The organism is Citreicella sp. C3M06 (assembly GCF_018860705.1).
In the GTDB taxonomy this organism is placed as follows: Bacteria; Pseudomonadota; Alphaproteobacteria; order Rhodobacterales; family Rhodobacteraceae; genus Salipiger.
Genome location: NZ_JAHKQA010000007.1, coordinates 114,840 through 134,014 on the forward strand (window position 1 = coordinate 114,840; position 19,175 = coordinate 134,014).

Below are 19,175 nucleotides of genomic sequence, written 5' to 3' on the forward strand. Positions count from 1 at the left end.
GTTTCAGCGGATGGTCTTTAGCGCGCCGGCCCAGACGTGCAGCTCGTCGAGCATTCCGGCGGTGCCCTTGGCGACCTCGACATTGGGGGTCAGCGTGCCCTCCTTGGTGAGATCTCCAAACACCATTGGCATCGGCACCGCCTGCTTGAGCGGCATGATCCCCATATTCGCAAGCAGCATCCGCAGCTCCTGCGCTGAACGCAGCCCGCCCGAAATGCCGCCGTAGGACACGACGCCCGCGACCTTGCGATTCCATTCCACCACCAGCGCCTGAAGCGCGTTGACCACGGCGGCGGGCGGAAAGCCGTTGTATTCCGGTGTCACGAAGACAAACGCATCGGCATCGGCGACGGCGGCGCTCAGGGCCTTGGTGTGGTCCTGCGTGTAGTTCTGCATGGCCGGATGGTTCGGCTCGTCCAGCAGCGGCAGGTTGAAGCTTTCGAGGTCAAGGATCTCGACCTCGAACTTGCCATGGGCGCTGGCCTGCTCGGCAACCCAGTTGCTGATGATCGGACCGATGCGGCCGGGGCGGGTGGAGGCGGTGACGATCTTGAGCTTCAAAGCCATGTCGGGAAATCCTTGCAGGGTGAGAGGTTGCCAAACACCTAAGCTTCTGCCGGGCTGTCGCAATCCACGGGGCCGCACAGCCGACATGCAGCGCTGCACAGGCGAATTCGGCAAGGAACATCCTTTGCAACCCTGCGTTGGGTGAAAATTGCATTGCAAAAGGCAGGGACAGTCATGACCGGATTGGCACGCGCGCTACGTCTACGCACCGACACAACGATCTTTTTCAGCGCCTCGGCGCTGATGGTTTTGTTCCTCGGCGCGCTGATCATCGCCCCCACGGCCATCGGCGCCTTTTTCGAAAGTGGGCGGGCCTGGGTGGTGACGAACCTTGGCTGGTTTTTCATCCTTGGGGTCAACGTCTGGCTGGGTTTTCTGATCTGGGTCGCCTGCTCGCGGCACGGCCACATCATCCTCGGGCGTACCGACACCAAGCCCGATTTCGATAACCTGTCATGGTTCACCATGCTGTTCGCGGGGGGCATCGGCACGGTGCTGATGTTCTGGGGCGTCGCTGAGCCGATCTCGCATTTCTCATCGCCGCCGCGCGAGGGGGTCGTGCCCTACAGCATCGAAGCCTCGCAGGACGCGATGGCCTTTGCGCTGTATCACCTTGGCCTGCACACTTGGACGATCTTTACCTTGCCCGGGCTGGCCTTTGCCTATTTCATTCACCGCTACGATCTGCCGGTGCGGGTGTCATCGGTGTTCTACCCGCTGCTCAAGGACGGCATTCACGGACCGATCGGCAAGGCCATCGACGTGGCGGCGATCCTTGGCACGCTGTTTGGCGTTGCGGTTTCACTTGGCCTCGGGTCCAGCCAGATTGCGGCGGGCTTGTCGGAACTGACCGGCATGGAAAACACCACATGGATGCGCATCGGCATCATCGCGGTGCTGACCTGCGTTGCGGTCGGGTCCATCGTCGCGGGGATGGATTCCGGGGTGAAGCTGTTGTCGAACATCAACATCGGCATGGCCGTGGCGCTGCTGGTCTTTGTGCTGGTGACCGGATCAACGCTGTTCCTGCTGCGCGGCATCGTGCAGACCGTGGGCATCTATTTCGGCAACCTGCCGCAGCTGGCGTTCTGGAACGACATGCTGGCCTATGCCCATCCCAGCGGCGAGGGCTGGGGCTGGCAGGGCAGCTGGACGGTGTTCTACTGGGCGTGGACGGTGACATGGTCGCCCTTCATCGGTCTGTTCGTGGCGCGGATTTCACGCGGGCGGACGATCCGCGAATTCGTCATGGGGGTGCTGCTGGCGCCGTCGGCCTTCACGCTGATCTGGTTTGCCATCTTTGGCTGGCAGGCGATGCAGATCGACGGCATCGGGGAGGCCGCTCGCGCCGCCATGGGCGACAGCGCCGGTGAGCTGAGCCGCGCGGTGGCCGAATCCGTTCCGCTGGCGATGTTCGCGTTTTTCGAACATTTCCCCTACACGACCCTGATCCAGGGCTTTGCCGTGGTGATCGTGGCGATCTTTTTCGCCACCTCGTCGGACAGCGCCTCGCTGGTGGTCGACATGCTGTGCACCGGCGAGGAAACCCCCGGCCCGGTGCACCAGCGTGTCTATTGGGGCGTCGCCGAGGGCACCATCGCGGGGATGCTGATCTGGCTGGCCGGGGATGCGGGGCTGAACGCGCTGCAACAGGTGATCACGGTGATCGGGCTGCCGATCTTTGCGCTGGTGTTCATGATGATCCCCTCGCTGATCAAGGGGCTTGGCGCCGAGGATATTCAGCATGTCGAGATCAAGGACGACCCGGCGCTGGAAGACATCTGAAAACGCAAAAGGGCCCGCGCAGTGGCGGGCCCTTGTATCGTGATCGGCAGGGATCAGACCTTGTCGGTCATCTCCGGCACGGCTGCGAACAGGTCGGCGACAAGGCCGAAATCGGCGACCTGAAAGATCGGCGCTTCCTCGTCCTTGTTGATCGCGACGATGACCTTGCTGTCCTTCATCCCGGCGAGGTGCTGGATCGCGCCCGAGATGCCGCAGGCAACATACAGGTCCGGCGCCACGACCTTGCCGGTCTGGCCGACCTGCCAGTCGTTCGGCGCAAAGCCCGAATCGACTGCCGCGCGCGAGGCGCCCACCGCCGCGCCCAGCTTGTCGGCCAGCGCTTCGATGATCTTGAAGTTCTCGTCAGAGCCAACGCCGCGTCCGCCGGACACCACGATCTTGGCCGAGGTCAGCTCGGGGCGATCGCTTGCGGCGACCTTGTCTTCGATCCATTCCGACAGCGCCGGGTTTTCGCCCGCCGCGATGTCTTCGACCGGTGCCGCGCCGCCGGTGGCTGCCGCGTCAAAGGTCGAGGTGCGGAAGCTCACGACCTTGGTCGCATCCTTGGATTTGATGGTCTGCATGGCGTTGCCGGCGTAGACTGGGCGTTCGAACGTGTCGGCGTCGATGGCTTTGGTCGCATCGGTGATGACCATCACGTCCAGCAGCGCGGCGACGCGCGGCAGGATGTTCTTGGCGTCGGTCGTGGCCGGGGCGACGATATGCGAATAATCGCCTGCCAGCGACACGATCAGCGCCGACACCGGCTCGGCCAGACGGTGGCTGTAAAGCGCATCCTCGGCGCAGAGCACCTTTGCCACGCCCGTGATGGTCGCGGCCTCGGCAGCAGCGTCTTTGGCCGACGAGCCGATGCACAGCACGGTGACATCGCCCAGAGGCGCACAGGCCGTCACGGTCTTGGCGGTTGCATCCATCGACAGCGCGCCATCGGTGATTTCAGCAAGAAGAAGAACAGACATCAGATCACCCCCGCATCTTTGAGTTTGCCGACCAGTTCGTCGACCGATCCGACCTTGATGCCAGCGGCGCGGGCAGCGGGCTCGGCGGTGGTCACGATTTCAAGCCGGGGCGAGACATCGACGCCGTAATCGGCGGCGGTCTTCTGCTCCAGCGGCTTTTTCTTTGCCTTCATGATGTTGGGCAGCGAGGCATAGCGCGGCTCGTTGAGGCGAAGGTCGGCGGTGACGATGGCCGGAAGCGTGACCTTGATGGTCTGCAAGCCGCCGTCGACCTCGCGGGCGACAATCGCCGCGCCGTCCTCAACCGCCAGCGTGTTGGCGTTGGTCGCCTGTGCATAGCCGGTCAGCGCTGCGAGCATCTGCCCCGTGGCGCCCAGATCGTTGTCGATGGCCTGCTTGCCGCAGATCACGAGGCCGGGCTCTTCTTCCTTGACGATGGCGGCAAGGATCTTGGCCACGGCGAGCGGTTCGATATCGTTGTGAACGTCATCGGCGGCCACCACGAGGATCGCCCGGTCGGCGCCCATCGCCAGCGCGGTGCGCAGCGTTTCCTGCGCCTTGTCGATGCCGATCGACACCGCGATCACCTCGGTTGCCTTGCCGGCCTCCTTGAGGCGGATGGCTTCCTCGACGGCGATCTCGTCGAAGGGGTTCATCGACATCTTGACGTTGGCCAGATCGACACCGGAACCATCCGCTTTGACGCGAACCTTTACGTTGTAGTCGATCACGCGTTTGACAGGTACGAGCACCTTCATCGGCGAGTTTCTCCCTATAACCGTCGCGGCGGGCGCGACTCCCGAAACAATCTTCGAACGGTTGATAGCGAACCGGGCTCGGGTAAAACAGTACCAATACGACATGTTAACGTAAAAGGGACGCCGCGTCGCACTCTCGCGCGACCTTTGTCGCGGTTTGTCGGGCCTGCGATACGTGTGCAGACGCGCCCGGCTCAGCCGCAGATGTTGCGCAGCGCCTGCCACTGGGCCGCGTCCAGCACCGGGCCGAGGGCCTTGCCCGGCGCGGCCGCGTTGGCGGCGTCGATGCGGGTCGACAGCTGCGGATGCGACAGGAAATGCGCCACCGGCCCGCTGGTGTCGCCATGACGCTCGCGGAACATCTCGAACATGTCGCCAAGGGCCGAGGGCGGCAGCCCGGCCTGCGCCAGCGCGTCGAGCGCATAGGCATCGGCGGCGCTTTCGGCATTCTGCCCGTAGCTTGCATTGATCAGCCGCTGCGCCACACCCGCAATCGCCGCGCCGCCGGTCACATCACCCAGCAGCAGCCCCAAAAGACCGACCGAGCCCGCGGCGCGCAACGCCTCGCGCGTCGGGTCGCGGTGCACCACATGGCCGATCTCATGCGCCAGCACGGCAGCGACGCCGTCGGGCGAATCGGCTGCCTCGATCAAACCGCGCAGCAGCACGACCTGCCCGCCGGGCACCGCGAAGGCGTTGACCATGCCGTGATCGATCACGCTGATTTGGAGCGGATAGCCCAGATCCTGCCCCTGCGTCAGGCGCGTCACCATCTCGTCCAGCGCAGCGCGGCCTTCGGGGGCGGTGCAATCCAGCCCGCCCAGCTCGGAGCCGCCGAGAAACCGTTCCATCTGCGCCTTGACGCTGCGACCAAAGGCGATCTCGCGGTCCATCGGCAGCAGGCGCGCCATGGTCCCGGCCAGCGCAGGCAGGATGACGAAGAGCATCAGCGCCACCGCCGCAAGCGCCGCCGTGCCGCGCAGCGCGATGCGCCGTCCGGTGCCGCGCGTTACGTCGCGCCGGTCCAGCCCGGGGCGGGTGCGCCGCAGCCAGTCTGCCAGTGGGGCATCGTCGATCACCAGTCGGGCGGCATCGCGTGGCTGCTCGTCTTTGCTGTCCTGATGACGGGTCAGCACCAGCTGGTCGGCGTCGGCGTGATCCCGCAGGCGGCGCAGGTCGGCGAGCGGCCACAGCAGCGGGGCGGGCAGGGTGCTGCCATCGATCCGCAGCGCAAGATCGTGGCGCGCGAGCGAGACCGTCACCGCGTGGCGGCGCGCCGAGTGCCCGTCATAGAGATGCGCCGCGCCTTGCATCACAGCGCCCCGCCAAGATCGAGCGCATCGGCAAAGCCTTCGGCATCGGCGCCCGGATCGGCGGCGCGCTGGTGGATCTCGTCCAGCGCGGAAAGGTTGAGGAGTGTCAGCGTGGTGACGTAATGTTTCAGGATCGGCTGCACGATGGCGGCCAGCGCCCCGGCCTGCGTTGCCGCCAGAGTCAGCAGGTAACCCAGCGCCGCCAGCACGATCGGCAGGAACAGGTGTTCACCGTTGCCTGTCTCGACCGCAAAGCCCGAGCCTGCCAGCAAGGTTGCGACCGTGCCGCCGATGATCCCGGTCGCGACCGATAGCGCGACGGCCAGAACGATGCTGCCAACCACCCATGCAAGGATCACCGTCTTTGTCTCGGGCTGAGCGTCGAATGTGACGCGCCCGCCCAGCGTTTTGTGGCGGGTCAGATAGGCAAAGCTCTGCACCCGCCACGAGATCACGCCGATGGGAAACCACACCAGACCCACGGCAAAGCCCGCATAACCGATGATCAGCGCGGGCTGGTCGGTCGCCATCCCGATTGATCCGGTCAGCAGCCCGCCCAGCACCAGCGCCAGCCCGATCAGCAGATGTGTCATCTGACGGTACATCCCGGTCCAGCTGCCGTGCTGTTCAAAGCGGGCATCGCCGAACCAGCTGCGCTCGGTCATGTATTTTTCCAGCCGGAAGGTCATCAGCGGCAGCAGCGCCCCAAGGCTGACAAGCGTCAGCGCCCAGTAGCCCATGGCCCGAAACGCATAGCCCCATGCCGCCTTGTCCATGCCACAGCGGATGCCACGCCAGCGGGTGCGGGCCAGCCGGTAGCGCCGGGCGCGGTATTGCGCAAAGAACACCAGCGGCGTCACCGCCAGCGCCGAAACCGACAGGCCCATCCCCTGAAGCACCGCCTGCTCGGGTGTTTCGGGGGCGGCAAAGATCGTCATGCCGAACCAGACCAGCAGCAGTTGCAGCACCCCGAGGTAGACCGCAAGGATCACCACCGCCATCAGGAAACCGAGGAATTTCTCCAGCCCGGTGCCGGTGTATTCGAACCGGGTGCCATCCAGCCGGGTTGCCGACCACGTGTAGCGCCGGATGCGGGTCTTGGCCCAGAAGCGGTAGATGCCCAAGGTCAACAGCGTCAGCAGCGAGGTGCGCAGGGCGAGCCAGAACAGCGTCTTGCCGTCTCCGGTGTACTCGCCAATGGCGTTATCGGGCACCGGGGGGGCTTCGGTCATGGCACTGCCTTTCCGGGCGGGGGCCGCCGCTGGTCAAACGGGCCCGGCCCCGCCCGGTCAGGCGGGGTCAGGTGAAGGTGTTGTCGCGAGGGAAGCCGCGCGGCGCCATGCGCCCCGAGGTGGCGCGCTTGGCAAGCCATTCTTCAAGGTTGCTTTCCGTTCGGGTGCGCCCGGCAGGGTCGCGCCACGACAGGCCCACCGCAAGGTTGAAGGTCGTCGCATCCGACAGCCCGCCATCCTTGTATTTCTGCAACCGAACGCCCTTGCCGCGCGCCATTTCGGGAAGCTCTTCGAGCATGAATACCAGCACCTTGCGGTTGTCGCCAACCACCGCCACCGCGTCGCCATTGACCGGCTTGCAGACCTTTGCCACCACCGGCGCCTTGACGTTGATCGCCTGTTTGCCAGCGCGGGTCTGGGCCACCACGTCGTTTTCGGAAACAACGAAACCATCGCCCGCCGAAGAGGCCAGCAGCAGCCGCCGGTCCGGCTGGTGGATGAAGATGTCGACGATTTCGGCCTCGTTCGGCAGATCGACCATCAGGCGCAGCGGCTCGCCCATGCCGCGCCCGCCGGGCAGGTTGGCCGCGGTGATGGTGTAGAATCGCCCGTTCGACGCGAACACCAGCAGCTTGTCGGTGGTTTCTGCGTGGAAGATAAAGCGCGGGCCGTCGCCGTCCTTGAATTTCAGCTCGCGGTCCAGCGCGATATGGCCGGTCATCGCCCGGATCCAGCCCATTTTCGAACAGACCACGGTGATCGGCTCGCGCTCGATCAGGGCCTCGATCGGCACGTCTTCGGTCTCGCCCGCCTCGGCGAACGAGGTCAGCCGCTGGCCGCGCGCGTAATCCTTGGTGAAGCTTTTCCTGACCTCGCGCAGCTGTTCCGAGATGCGCTTCCACTGCAGATCGTCCGAGGCGAGCAGTGTTTCCAGCCCCTCGCGTTCGGCCTTGAGCGCATCACGCTCGCGCACCAGCTCCATCTCTTCGAGGCGGCGCAGAGAGCGCAGGCGCATGTTTAGGATCGCCTCGGTCTGCACTTCGCTCAGCACGATCTCGGCCGATGGGTCGGCGGCGGGCGCGACGTAGTCTTTCTCGTCCATGGCGCGGGCATGGGTCTTGGCCCAATCCTCGCGCATCAGCGCCGCCTTCGGATCGTCGTCGTAGCGGATGATGTCGATCACCCGGTCGAGATTAAGGAAGGCGATGATCAGCCCTTCGAGCACTTCGAGCCGGTGGTCGATCTTTTCCATCCGGTGCTGCGAGCGGCGGCACAGCACATTGCGGCGGAAATCAAGGAACGCGCGCAGCACTTCCTTGAGCGAGCAGACCTTGGGCGTCAGCCCGTCGATCAGCACGTTCATGTTCAGCGAAAAGCGGATTTCGAGATCCGAATTGCGGAACAGCATGTTCATCAGCACGTCGGGATCGACGTTGCGGGTCTTGGGTTCCAGCACCATGCGGATGTCTTCGGCGGATTCATCGCGAATATCGCCCAGAATCGGCACTTTGCGGGTCTGGATCAGCTCGGCCAGCCGTTCGACCAGCTTGGATTTCTGCACCTGATAGGGAATCTCGGTGACCACGATCTGCCACTGGCCGCGGCCCAGATCCTCGACATACCAGCGCGCCCGTAGCCGGATCGAGCCGCGCCCGGTGCTATAGGCCTGCGCGATGTTCTCGGGCGGCTCGACGATGACGCCGCCGGTGGGGAAATCGGGGCCGGGCACGTGCTGCAGCAGCGAATCGTCCACCGCATTGGGATGCTTGATCAGATGCAGGCAGGCATTGATCAGCTCGCCGATATTGTGCGGCGGAATGTTGGTGGCCATGCCCACCGCGATGCCGCTGGACCCGTTGGCCAGCAGGTTCGGGTAAGAGGCGGGCAGCACGATCGGCTCTTCGAGGCGGCCATCGTAATTGGGGCGGAAATCGACGGCGTTCTCGTCAAGCCCCTCCAGCAGCGCCTCGGCCATGATGGTCATGCGCGCTTCGGTGTAGCGCGAGGCGGCGGGGTTGTCGCCGTCGATATTGCCGAAATTTCCCTGACCGTTGACCAGCGGATAGCGGATGGTGAAATCCTGCGCGAGTCGCGCCATAGCGTCATAAATCGCCGCGTCACCATGGGGATGGAAGTCCCCCATCGTGTCTCCGCTGATTTTTGCCGATTTCAGGAAGCCACCGGCGGAACCAAGCCGAAGCCTGCGCATTGCATAAAGGATACGGCGATGAACGGGCTTGAGCCCATCGCGGGCGTCTGGAAGCGCCCGGTTCATAATCGTCGACAGCGCGTAGGTCAGGTAGCGCTCGCCAATAGCACGGCGCAGCGGCTCGGCCACGTTCCTGGGGTTCATATTGGGGTCATCGACGATGTCATTCATAGAGGTTGTGATACAAGCGCGCGGCGGGGCGGACAAGCGATCCAGACCGGCGCGTGACGATTTTTCCGAACGCGGCTTTGATCACAAGCCTGTGTGCTGTACTATGCCGGCCATGTTTTGCCGTCTGCCTGTGGTTGGCGGCCCGTTTGTTGGTTGCCTGCCGCTGGGGGGCGGTTTTTGATATGAAAAGCTTTATTTTCCTGACCTTCGCCTTTCTTGCTCTGGCTTGGTACCAGATGTCCGGCGGCGCTGATTTCAACGCCGATCGCAGCGCGGCCGCCGCCGTGGCGCGCTCGCCCGAGGTTGCCCGCGCCGATACCTCCGCTGCGCCGCTGGTAAGCGTTGCCGCGCCGCCTGCGGGCGTCGTGCTGGCCTCGGCCCGCGCGGTGCCTGCCGGGCAAGCTGTGGCAGAGCCCGCCGTCGACAGGGCAAAGGCCGCCCCCGCCGCGCAAAAGCTTGATGTGACGCTGGCGTCCGCGGCGCGCATTCCGCTGGCCCGTCCGTCGGATGCGATGATCGCCAAGCTTGCCGCGCGCGAGACCAAGAGCGACGCCAACCCCGACTCCATGCGCGATCTGCACCGGGTCACCGGCTCGGTGGTGAACATGCGCAGTGGTCCGGGAACGGCGTATCACGTGGTCGACCAGCTGCGCCGCAATGCCGTGGTCGAGGTGGTGTCGGAGAATGTCGATGGCTGGGTCAAGCTGCGCAGCGTCGACGGCGCGCGGGTCGGCTGGATGTCGAACCGCTTCCTTGACGCCGTCAACTGATCCGCTTGCGCCGCCTGTCGGCCTGCCCTACGCCGGAAGGCAATCGCAACAAGGGGCAGGGGCATGGCCGAAAGATCGGTTCTGATCACCGGGTGTTCTTCGGGGATAGGATATGATGCGGCGCACGGGCTGCGGGATCGGGGCTGGCGGGTGTTTGCATCTTGCCGTCAGGACGCCGACTGCGCGCGGCTGCGCGCCGAGGGGTTCGACAGCCCCCGCCTTGATTACGCCGACGAGGCGAGCATCCATGCCGCGCTAGACGAGGTGCTGAGCGCCACCGGCGGCAGGCTGGATGCGCTGTATAACAACGGAGCCTTTGCCTGCCCCGGCGCGGTCGAGGATCTGCCGACGCAGGCCTTGCGCGAGCTGTTCGAAGCCAATCTCTTTGGCTGGCACACGCTGACGCGGGCGGTGATCCCGGTGATGCGCAAGCAGGGGCAGGGGCGGATCGTCAACTGCTCGTCGGTGCTTGGGCTGGTGCCGTTGCATTGGCGCGGCGCCTATGTGGCGTCGAAATTCGCGCTCGAAGGGCTGACGGACGTGCTGCGCCTTGAACTGCGCGACACCGAGATCAAGGTGATCCTGATCGAGCCGGGGCCGATTACGTCGAATATCCGCGCCAATTCCGTGCCGCATTTCGAAAAATGGATCGACTGGCGCGGCTCTGTCCGCGCGGCGCAATACGAGGCATCGCTGGTGCCGCGTCTTTATGCGCCGCCTGCGAAGGATAGATTCGAACTGCACCCCTCGGCGGTGACCTCGAAACTGGTGGCGGCGCTGGAACATCCCAACCCCAAGCCGCGCTATTACGTGACCTTTCCAACCCATCTGATGGGGCGGCTGCGGCGCATCCTGCCGACGGTGGCGCTGGACTGGCTGATCGACCGGCAGAGATAAGCCGGGTTCGCTTTTGCGCCGCGCCGGGTTATGTCTGCGCAAAGCGCCCGTGGGAGGAGACGCCATGCTGAGGGAAGACCCGCTGTTCCTTGTGATCGCGACGATCATGCTGATCGTCGTCGCGATCCTGCTGTTTGGCATCGGCAGCTTTGCCCGGGGCGGAGAGTTCAACAAGAAATACGCAAACAAGGCGATGCGCTGGCGCATCATCGCGCAATTCGTGGCGGTGGTGGCGATCGTGATCTTCGTGCTGTTGCGCAGGGGAGGCTGACCGATGGTCGTTCTGAACAAGATCTACACCCGCACCGGAGACAAGGGCGAAACCGCGCTGGTAGATGGTGCGCGGGTGCCGAAATACCACGCGCGCGTCGAGGCATATGGCACGGTTGACGAGCTGAACGCGGTGATCGGCATCACCCGGCTGCATTGCCCCCCCGACATGGACGCGGCGCTGTCGCGCATTCAGAACGATTTGTTTGATCTGGGGTCCGATCTTGGTCGTCCGGACATGGCGAAGGATGCCGAGTCCGAATATCCGGTGCTGCGCATCGTCGCCGCACAGGTCGAGCGGCTTGAAGCCGAGATCGACGCGATGATCGCCCGGCTCGAACCGCTGCGCAGCTTCGTGCTGCCGGGCGGATCGGCGGCGGCGGCGCATCTGCACCAGTGCCGCACCGTGGGACGCCGGGCCGAGCGCCGCGCGGTGGAACTCGCCGCACAGGACGACGCCAACGAGCACGCGGTGAAATATCTCAACCGGCTGAGCGACTGGTTCTTCGTTGCCTCGCGGATTTGTAACGACGACGGCCGCGCCGACGTGTTGTGGGTTCCGGGGGCGAACCGCTGAAAGCGGCGGGGCGTCCAGTGGACTGTCCGGCCCCCGCAATGGCGAGGCGCTGCGTCGGGCAGGGCCGCTAGCAGCCTGTCAGGGCGGGCGTCATCCGGACTGTGATCGGCTAGGGCCGAACCGGGCGCGCCTCGATCACCACGAAAGCCTGCGCCCAAGGGTGATCGTCGGTCAGGGTGACATGGACAATGGCTTCGTGCCCCGGCGGGGTCATCTGCTCCAGCCGCTCTTGCGCCCAGCCGGTCAGTGCCATCACCGGCTGCCCGGTATCTAGGTTACTGACCGCCATGTCCTTCCACGCGATGCCCATGCGCAGCCCGGTGCCAAGCGCCTTGGAACACGCTTCCTTGGCGGCCCAGCGTTTGGCGTAGGTTCCGGCCACGTCGGCGCGCCGCTCGGCCTTGCGCTGTTCGATATCGGTGAAGACGCGATTGCGAAACCGATCGCCGAACCGGTCGAGCGTTCCGGCGATGCGGTCGATATTGGCCAGATCGGTGCCGATCCCGAGGATCATTGTGCGGGCAGCCCGCGCGCCTCGTCCATCAGGCGGCGCATCTCGGTGATGGCCGGGGCGAGGCCCTTGAACAGCGCCTCGGCGATCAGGAAATGGCCGATGTTGAGCTCCATCACCTCGGGGAATGCCGCAATCGGCTGCACCGTCTCGTAGGTCAGCCCATGCCCGGCGTGCACCTCGAGCCCGAGCGAATGGGCATAGGCGGTCATCTCGCGCAGGCGCGCAAGTTCCTCGTCGCGTTCGGCGAGGCGGCCCTCGGCATGCAGATCGCAGTAATGCCCGGTGTGCAATTCGACCACCTGCGCCCCGATGCGGGCCGAGGCCGTCACCTGCGCCTCGTCAGCGCCGATGAACATCGACACCCGGCAGCCGGCCTCGCGCAATGGGGCGATGAACGCCGCCAGCCGGTTGTCATCGCGGGCAACGTCCAGCCCGCCCTCGGTGGTGCGCTCTTCGCGCTTTTCGGGCACGATGCAGACGGCGTGTGGCTTGTGGCGCAGGGCGATGGCCTGCATTTCGCCGGTTGCGGCCATCTCGAAATTCAGCGGCAGCGTGAGGGTTTCCATCAGCCCGTCGATATCCGCATCCGAGATGTGGCGGCGGTCTTCGCGCAGATGGGCGGTGATGCCGTCGGCGCCCGCCTCTTGCGCAAGCTTTGCCGCGCGCAGCGGGCAGGGATAGGCGCTGCCACGGGCGTTGCGCACGGTGGCGACGTGGTCGATGTTGACGCCAAGCCTCAGGCGTCCGGCGAAATCGGTCATTCTTACGGTCTCCGCAGGTCTGCGCGGCGAACCCTAGCGGCGAAGCGTGCCAGAGAAAACCGGTTTCACGCGGGGGTGCGGCACCATGGCGATTTGCGCGCGGCGTGTGCCGCGGGCTAAGACCGGAGCAAAGAACGCGCGTACGGGGACTGCCTTGGCCAGAACATCATCGCCGGACCGCCTGCTGACGGCAGAGGCGCAAACGGGTTTGTCGCGCGCGGCGCGGCTGTCGGCGCTGGCCGCGGCGTTGTGGCCGCTGCAGGCGCTGGCGCTGGCCATCGGCATCGGCGGCTGGGTGTCGGGTGCTGGCGCTGGGCACACGCTCGCCTGCGCGGCGGCGTTCGCGGGGCTGGGGCTGCTCCGGGCGCTGATCGACCGGCTGGCGGCGCGGCTTGCCTTTCGCACCGCCGATGGTGTCATCCACAGCCTGCGCGCCGATCTGCTCGGCCGTGAATCGCTGCGCCCCGGCGGCGCGTCCTCGGCGGCGCTGGCGGCGATGCTGACGGAAAAGCTTGCGCTTCTGGGGCCGTGGATCACCCGTTATCGCCCCGCCATGGCGCGCTGCCAGCTGGTGCCGCCGGTGATTCTTGCGCTGGCTTTCTGGCAAAGCTGGGCGGTGGGGGTGATCCTTCTGGTGAGCGGCCCGCTGATCCCGCTGTTCATGGCGCTGGTCGGCATCGCCGCGAAAAGCGCCAGCGAAAAGCAGATGGTCGAGATTGGCGCGATGAACACGCTGCTGATCGATCGCATCGCCGCCTTGCCTGACATCCTGCTGCTCAACGCCGCAGAGGCCTCGCGCGCCGCGTTCGAGGCACGGGCCGAGGGGCTGCGCATCCGCACCATGGGGGTGTTGCGCGTTGCCTTTCTCAGCTCGACGATGCTCGAGTTGTTTTCGGCGCTTGGGGTGGCGCTGGTGGCGGTTTACGTTGGCTTTACCCTGCTCGGAGAGTTGAGCTTTGGCGCTTGGGGGCAGGGGCTGACCCTGACACAGGGCGTGTTCCTGCTGCTGCTCGCCCCGGAGTATTTCCAGCCGCTGCGCGATCTGGCCGCCGCATGGCACGACAAGGCCGCTGCCGAGGCGGTGGCCGATGAACTTGACGCGCTGGCGCAGGATGACACCGCGCCGGTGCTGGGGCAGGGCGCGCGCTCTGCGCCGCTGGGCGGGCCTGCGTCGGTGGCATTGCAGGGCGTGACGGTGCGGCGTGGCGCGGTGCTGACGCTGCCGGATATCGACATCGCGGCGGGAAGCAGCGTCGCGCTTTGGGGGCCAAGCGGGGTGGGCAAATCCACCGCGCTCGATCTGTTTGCAGGGCTGCTGACCCCGGACAGCGGCGCGGTGGCGGTCGCCGGTCAGCCGTTGTGCGATGATACCGCCGACGCATGGCGCGCCCGGATCGCCTATGTGCCGCAGGCGGTGCATGTGCCCGACATGACGCTGCGCCGGTTTCTCGATCCGCACCAGACGGGCGCGGATCTGGGCACGGCGCTGCGGCTGGCCCGCGCGGGCGGCATCGTCGAGGCGCTGCCCGAAGCGCTGGACACCGTGCTGGGCGAAACCGGCGCGGGCGTCTCCGGCGGCGAGGCGCGCCGGCTGCTGATCGCCCGCGCCTTTCTGACCGGCGCAGACGTGATCCTTGCCGACGAGCCGACCGCCGATCTCGATGCAACCAATGGCGCTGCAATCATCGCGGCGCTGGTGGAACTTGCGGCGCAGGGGCGCACCGTCATCGTCGCCACCCACGACCCGGCGCTGGCCGAAGCAATGGGGCGGGTGATCCGCTTTGGAGAGGACGCATGAGGCAGCTCTGGCAGGTTCTGAGATTGCTCTGGAAGGCCGAACCATGGGCGATGTGGCGCGGGGCGGCGCTTGCCGTGGCGGTGCTGGGGATGGGCGCGGCGCTGCTGGGCCTGTCGGGCTGGTTCATCACCGCGACCGGTATCGCCGGGGTGGCTGTGGGCATCGCCTTCGATGTGTTCCGGCCCTCGGCGGGGGTGCGGTTTCTGGCGCTGGGCCGGGCGGGGGCGCGCTATGGCGAACGCCTATTGACACATGACGCGACGCTGCGGGCGCTGGCGCGGCTGCGGGTGACGCTGCTGGCGCGGCTCGAAGGTTACGCGATGCCGGACCTGCGGCGCCTGCGCGGCGCGGCGGCGCTGACCCGGATCACCGCGGATGTGGATGCGCTGGATGGCGTGGTGCTGCGGCTGGCGCTGCCGGTCGCGGCGGCGCTGATCACCCATGCGGGGGCGTTCGTGGCGTTGTGGGCGCTGACCTCGCACGCCATCGCCGCGTCGGTTGCGCTGGGCTATCTGATCGGCGGCGGGGTGGTGCTCTGGCGTGTCGGGCGCGCCACTCTCGACCCGTCGAGCCGCGCCGAGACGGCGATGCAGGCGCTGCGGCAGGGGGCGATCGGCCTGTTTCGCGGACGGCGCGAGGCGATCCTGCAAGGCACCTTGCCACGCTGGCGCGCCGGGCTGGATGCGACCGAGGCCGAGGCCCGCGCCGCAATGGATCGGCTCGATGCCATCGATACCGGGGCGGGGATGATCCTGAGCGCCATCGTCGCGCTGGTCACCGCCAGCGCCTTTGCGCTGGCCGGGCTGCTGGTGGCGCGCGACGCGCTTGATCCGGCGCTGGCGGCGATTGGCGTTTTTGTCGCGCTGGCGTTGGCGGAAACGCTGGTGCCCCTGCGCCGGGGCATGGCCGAGATTGGCCGGATGCGCGACGCCGCCGCCCGTGTCATGGCCGAGCCTGCGCCCCATGCCTTGCCACAGCGCAGCAGCCCGGCGTTGCCCGCCGTTCCGGGCGCGGTGCTTGAGGTGCGCAACCTGTCGCTGGCACGGCCCGGCTGGACGCGGCTGTTGCTGCACGATCTGTCATTCCACGTCATGCCGGGCGAAACGCTGGCGCTGCGCGGCGAAAGCGGCGTGGGCAAGTCGACGCTTTTCGATGTGCTGGCCGGGCTGGCACCGGCCACGGCGGGCGAGGCGCTGCTGCTGGGCACGCCAGTCGAAAGCCACGGCGCGCTGCGCGACACCCTGCTGCTGGTGCCGCAACGCGCGGCGCTGCTGTCGGGGACGATATTCGAAAACCTCGCGCTGGCCGCGCCCGGCCTGAGCGAAGATGCCGCATGGGCTGCGCTGCGCGCCGTGGCGCTGGGCGATGACATCGCGGCGCGCGGTGGCCTTGGCGCGGTTCTGGGCGAAGGCGGCGCCGGGCTTTCGGGCGGTCAGGCCCGGCGGCTGGTTCTGGCCCGCGCGATCCTGCGCCGCCCCGCACTGCTTTTGCTGGACGAACCGACCGAAGGGCTCGACGGGGCGACAGCGCGCCAAGTCCTTGCCGGAATTCGAGACTTTTTGCCGCAGGCCGCCATTGTCACCGCGTCACACCGGCTGGCAGAGCTGGAAACAGCCGATCATGTGCTTTCGCTGGAAAGCTACATTCACGTTTCCTGATGGCCTTGATGCAGATCAATCCGCATCCCGGCCGACCGGTCTAGCAGAGGCTCAAATCTGACTCTGCGCCGCAGCAATCGGCGTGAAGCTCAGGAAGACGTTCCGCGGCACAGCACTGCGCGCCTGCCGCAAGCAAGGAGACCTGATATGGATTTCGATCTCGTAGAGTTGTCGCGACTGCAATTCGCGATGACCGCGATGTACCACTTTCTTTTCGTACCGCTGACGCTGGGCCTGTCGATCCTCGTCGCGATCATGGAGACGGTCTACGTCATGACTAACCGCCCGATCTGGCGGCAGATGACCAAGTTCTGGGGCACATTGTTCGGCATCAACTTCGTGCTGGGCGTGGCCACGGGCCTCACCATGGAATTCCAGTTCGGCATGAACTGGTCGTATTATTCGCACTATGTCGGCGACATCTTCGGCGCGCCGCTGGCCATCGAGGGGCTGATGGCGTTCTTCCTCGAAGCGACCTTTGTGGGGCTGTTCTTCTTCGGCTGGGAAAAGCTGAGCAAGGTGCAGCACATGGTCGTGGCATGGCTGGTCGCCATCGGGTCGAATTTTTCGGCGCTGTGGATCCTGATCGCCAACGGCTGGATGCAGAACCCGGTGGGCGCAGAGTTCAACCCCGACACCATGCGGATGGAGATGACCAGCTTCTTCGAGGTGATGTTCAACGAGGTCGCGCAGGCGAAATTCGTGCACACGGTATCGGCGGGCTATGTCACCGCCTCGGTCTTCGTGCTCGGGGTGTCGGCGTGGTATCTGCTCAAGGGGCGGCATATCGAACTGGCGCGCCGCTCGATCGCGGTGGCCTCGGCCTTCGGCCTTGCGGCATCGCTGTCGGTTGTCGTGCTGGGGGATGAATCGGGCTATTCCGCCTCGCATACCCAGAAGATGAAGCTCGCCGCCATCGAGGCGATGTGGGAAACCCATCCCGCGCCTGCGCCCTTTACCGCTATCGGCTTTCCCGACAAAGAGGCGCGGGAAACCCATTACGCCATCGAGATCCCGTGGGCGATGGGCCTGATCGGCACCCGCTCGCTCGATACCGTGATTCCGGGCATCAACGATCTGGTGGCCGAGGCTGAAGACAAGGTCCGCTCGGGCATCATCGCCTATGACGCGCTGATGCAGATCCGCGCCGACCGCACCGGGGTGTCGCCCGAGATCCGCGCGACATTCGAAGAGCACAGCGGCGATCTGGGCTTTGCCTTCCTGCTCAAGCGCTATGTCGACGATCCGCGCGATGCCAGCGAAGAACAGATCGTCATGGCGGCGAACGATACCATTCCGGGCGTCGCCCCGCTGTTCTGGGCGTTCCGCCTCATGGTGGGCCTTGGATTCTCGTTCATCGCAGTGATGCTGTATTTCTTCGTCACCGCCAATTTCCGCACCATGCAGTTCCCGCGCTGGTCGCTGCGGCTGGCGGTTGCGGTCATTCCCGCCCCGTGGATCGCCGCCGAGCTGGGCTGGTTCGTCGCCGAATACGGCCGCCAGCCATGGACGGTTGATGGCGTGCTGCCGACGGCACTGTCGGTCAGCCACCTGAGCATCGCCGACCTGCTGATCACGCTTGCGGGCTTTGTCATCTTTTACACGGTGCTGTTCATCATCGAGATGGGGCTGATGCTCAAATACATCCGCAAAGGCCCCTACATGGACGTCGCCGAAACCGACGCGTGGAACGCGCGCCATGAAGCGCGGCTGCGTGCCCCCCTTGCGACAACTCCCGCGGAGTAAATCAAATGATCCTTCATGACTTTGTAAGCTACGAACTGCTGCGGGTGATCTGGTGGGCACTGCTGGGCGTGCTGCTGATCGGCTTTGCCATCACCGACGGCTTTGATCTTGGTACCGGGGCGCTGCTACCCTTCGTGGCCAAGACCGATCTGGAACGGCGGGTGGTGATCAACACCGTCGGCCCGGTCTGGGAAGGCAATCAGGTGTGGTTCATCCTTGGCGGCGGGGCGATCTTTGCCGCGTGGCCCCCGCTGTATGCCGTCAGCTTTTCGGGTTTCTACCTTGCGATGTTCGCGGTGCTGGCGTCGCTGATCCTGCGGCCCGTTGGGTTCAAGTACCGGTCCAAGCGGCCGTCGGCGCGCTGGCGCAGCAACTGGGACTGGGCGCTGTTCGTCGGCGGCGCCGCGCCGGCGCTGCTGTTCGGCGTGGCGGTGGGCAACGTGCTCCTTGGGGTGCCGTTCCATTTCACCGAAGACCTGATGCCGATGTATGACGGCAGCTTTGCGACCAAGTTCCTTGGGTTGCTGCGGCCCTTCGCGATCCTGTCGGGCGTTGTGTCGCTGTCGATGTTGGTGATGCATGGCGCGGCGTGGCTGACGCTGAAGACCGAAGGCATGGTGCAGCTGCGCGCGCGCGGCATCGGCATCGTCGCAGGGATCGTTGCCGCGGGGGCCTATGCGCTGGCAGGGCTGTGGCTGGGATTTGGCGTCGATGGCTTTCAGATCGTCGGCGAGGTGATCACCGACGGGCCGTCCAACCCGCTATTCTCAACCGTCGCGCACGGGGGCAGCTGGCTGGCCTCCTACGCCGACCGCCCGTGGATCGCCATCGCTCCGATCATGGGCTTTGCCGGCATCGCGCTGGCGGTGAACGGGCTGCGTGAGGGGCATGAGGTCTCGACCCTGCTGTGGTCGAAGCTGGCCATCACCGGCATCATCGCCAGCGTTGGTCTGACCATGTTTCCGTTCATCCTGCCCTCGACGGTCGATCCGTCCAGCTCGCTGACCGTCTGGGACAGCTCGTCGTCGCATCTGACCCTGTTCGTGATGCTGGTGGCCGCCGTGATCTTTGTGCCGTTGATCGTGATGTACACGGCGTGGGTCTACAAGGTGCTGTGGGGCAAGGTCACCGAAGACGACGTCACCAGCAATTCCGACAGCGTTTACTAA

17 protein-coding genes are annotated in these 19,175 nt (G+C 65.8%); 9 read left to right on the forward strand and 8 right to left on the reverse strand.

Translation table 11 applies throughout. The features are described from left to right. Positions 1 to 3: 3 nt before the first annotated feature. Complete coding sequence (locus tag KO516_RS02685) at positions 4 to 567, reverse strand: NADPH-dependent FMN reductase (protein WP_216002269.1); 564 nt, start codon at positions 565 to 567, stop codon at positions 4 to 6. Between the two features lie 174 nt (positions 568 to 741). Between KO516_RS02685 and KO516_RS02690 the strand changes: the two genes are divergently transcribed. After that, positions 742 to 2,352 carry a BCCT family transporter gene (locus KO516_RS02690; RefSeq protein ID WP_216002270.1) on the forward strand — a complete coding sequence of 537 codons (1,611 nt, stop codon included), beginning with the start codon at positions 742 to 744 and terminating at the stop codon, positions 2,350 to 2,352. Between the two features lie 53 nt (positions 2,353 to 2,405). Here the strand turns inward: KO516_RS02690 and KO516_RS02695 are convergent, their stop codons facing one another. From KO516_RS02695 to KO516_RS02715, 5 genes are all read right to left on the reverse strand, one after another. Then, positions 2,406 to 3,332: an electron transfer flavoprotein subunit alpha/FixB family protein gene (locus KO516_RS02695; protein ID WP_216002271.1), complete on the reverse strand. Its 927-nt coding sequence runs from the start codon at positions 3,330 to 3,332 to the stop codon at positions 2,406 to 2,408. Continuing rightward, on the reverse strand, positions 3,332 to 4,090 hold the full coding sequence (locus KO516_RS02700) for an electron transfer flavoprotein subunit beta/FixA family protein (protein ID WP_216002272.1): 759 nt from the start codon (positions 4,088 to 4,090) through the stop codon (positions 3,332 to 3,334). Before KO516_RS02700 ends, KO516_RS02695 begins: the two co-directional genes overlap by 1 nt. A 194-nt stretch (positions 4,091 to 4,284) precedes the next feature. Continuing rightward, positions 4,285 to 5,403, reverse strand: coding sequence for a M48 family metallopeptidase (locus tag KO516_RS02705; protein WP_216002273.1), 1,119 nt, complete (start codon positions 5,401 to 5,403; stop codon positions 4,285 to 4,287). After that, on the reverse strand, positions 5,403 to 6,635 hold the full coding sequence (locus KO516_RS02710; RefSeq protein ID WP_216002274.1) for a DUF898 family protein: 1,233 nt from the start codon (positions 6,633 to 6,635) through the stop codon (positions 5,403 to 5,405). Before KO516_RS02710 ends, KO516_RS02705 begins: the two co-directional genes overlap by 1 nt. Positions 6,636 to 6,702: 67 nt before the next feature. After that, complete coding sequence (locus KO516_RS02715) at positions 6,703 to 9,015, reverse strand: DNA topoisomerase IV subunit A (RefSeq protein ID WP_216002275.1); 2,313 nt, start codon at positions 9,013 to 9,015, stop codon at positions 6,703 to 6,705. Positions 9,016 to 9,197: 182 nt separating this feature from the next. Between KO516_RS02715 and KO516_RS02720 the strand changes: the two genes are divergently transcribed. The 4 genes from KO516_RS02720 to KO516_RS02735 all read left to right on the forward strand — a co-directional run bounded on the left by KO516_RS02720 (position 9,198) and on the right by KO516_RS02735 (position 11,529). Continuing rightward, on the forward strand, positions 9,198 to 9,785 hold the full coding sequence (locus KO516_RS02720; protein ID WP_216002276.1) for an SH3 domain-containing protein: 588 nt from the start codon (positions 9,198 to 9,200) through the stop codon (positions 9,783 to 9,785). Between the two features lie 63 nt (positions 9,786 to 9,848). Further along, positions 9,849 to 10,682 (forward strand): SDR family NAD(P)-dependent oxidoreductase, encoded by an 834-nt coding sequence (locus KO516_RS02725; protein ID WP_216002277.1) that lies wholly within the window; start codon positions 9,849 to 9,851, stop codon positions 10,680 to 10,682. A 67-nt stretch (positions 10,683 to 10,749) separates the two neighbouring features. Then, entirely contained in the window at positions 10,750 to 10,953 is a 204-nt protein-coding gene (locus KO516_RS02730) for a twin transmembrane helix small protein (protein WP_216002327.1), read from the forward strand. A gap of 3 nt (positions 10,954 to 10,956) precedes the next feature. Beyond that, positions 10,957 to 11,529, forward strand: a complete 573-nt coding sequence (locus tag KO516_RS02735) for a cob(I)yrinic acid a,c-diamide adenosyltransferase (RefSeq protein WP_216002278.1) — start codon at positions 10,957 to 10,959, stop codon at positions 11,527 to 11,529. 109 nt (positions 11,530 to 11,638) lie between these two features. Here the strand turns inward: KO516_RS02735 and acpS are convergent, their stop codons facing one another. Both acpS and KO516_RS02745 read right to left on the reverse strand, forming a co-directional pair. Continuing rightward, positions 11,639 to 12,043 carry a holo-ACP synthase gene (acpS, locus tag KO516_RS02740; protein WP_216002279.1) on the reverse strand — a complete coding sequence of 135 codons (405 nt, stop codon included), beginning with the start codon at positions 12,041 to 12,043 and terminating at the stop codon, positions 11,639 to 11,641. Then, complete coding sequence (locus KO516_RS02745; protein WP_216002280.1) at positions 12,040 to 12,804, reverse strand: pyridoxine 5'-phosphate synthase; 765 nt, start codon at positions 12,802 to 12,804, stop codon at positions 12,040 to 12,042. Before KO516_RS02745 ends, acpS begins: the two co-directional genes overlap by 4 nt. A 154-nt stretch (positions 12,805 to 12,958) precedes the next feature. Between KO516_RS02745 and KO516_RS02750 the strand changes: the two genes are divergently transcribed. The 4 genes from KO516_RS02750 to cydB all read left to right on the forward strand — a co-directional run bounded on the left by KO516_RS02750 (position 12,959) and on the right by cydB (position 19,175). After that, a complete protein-coding gene (locus tag KO516_RS02750; protein WP_216002281.1) occupies positions 12,959 to 14,602 on the forward strand; it encodes an ABC transporter ATP-binding protein/permease in 1,644 nt (547 codons plus the stop codon). Next, a complete protein-coding gene (locus KO516_RS02755) occupies positions 14,599 to 16,260 on the forward strand; it encodes an amino acid ABC transporter ATP-binding/permease protein (RefSeq protein WP_216002282.1) in 1,662 nt (553 codons plus the stop codon). The genes KO516_RS02750 and KO516_RS02755 overlap by 4 nt, the downstream gene beginning before the upstream one ends. Positions 16,261 to 16,407: 147 nt before the next feature. Next, the gene (locus tag KO516_RS02760; protein WP_216002283.1) at positions 16,408 to 18,006 is read left to right on the forward strand and encodes a cytochrome ubiquinol oxidase subunit I; all 1,599 of its coding nucleotides are present in this window, start codon (positions 16,408 to 16,410) and stop codon (positions 18,004 to 18,006) included. 5 nt (positions 18,007 to 18,011) lie between these two features. Beyond that, positions 18,012 to 19,175 (forward strand): cytochrome d ubiquinol oxidase subunit II, encoded by a 1,164-nt coding sequence (gene cydB, locus KO516_RS02765; protein ID WP_216002284.1) that lies wholly within the window; start codon positions 18,012 to 18,014, stop codon positions 19,173 to 19,175.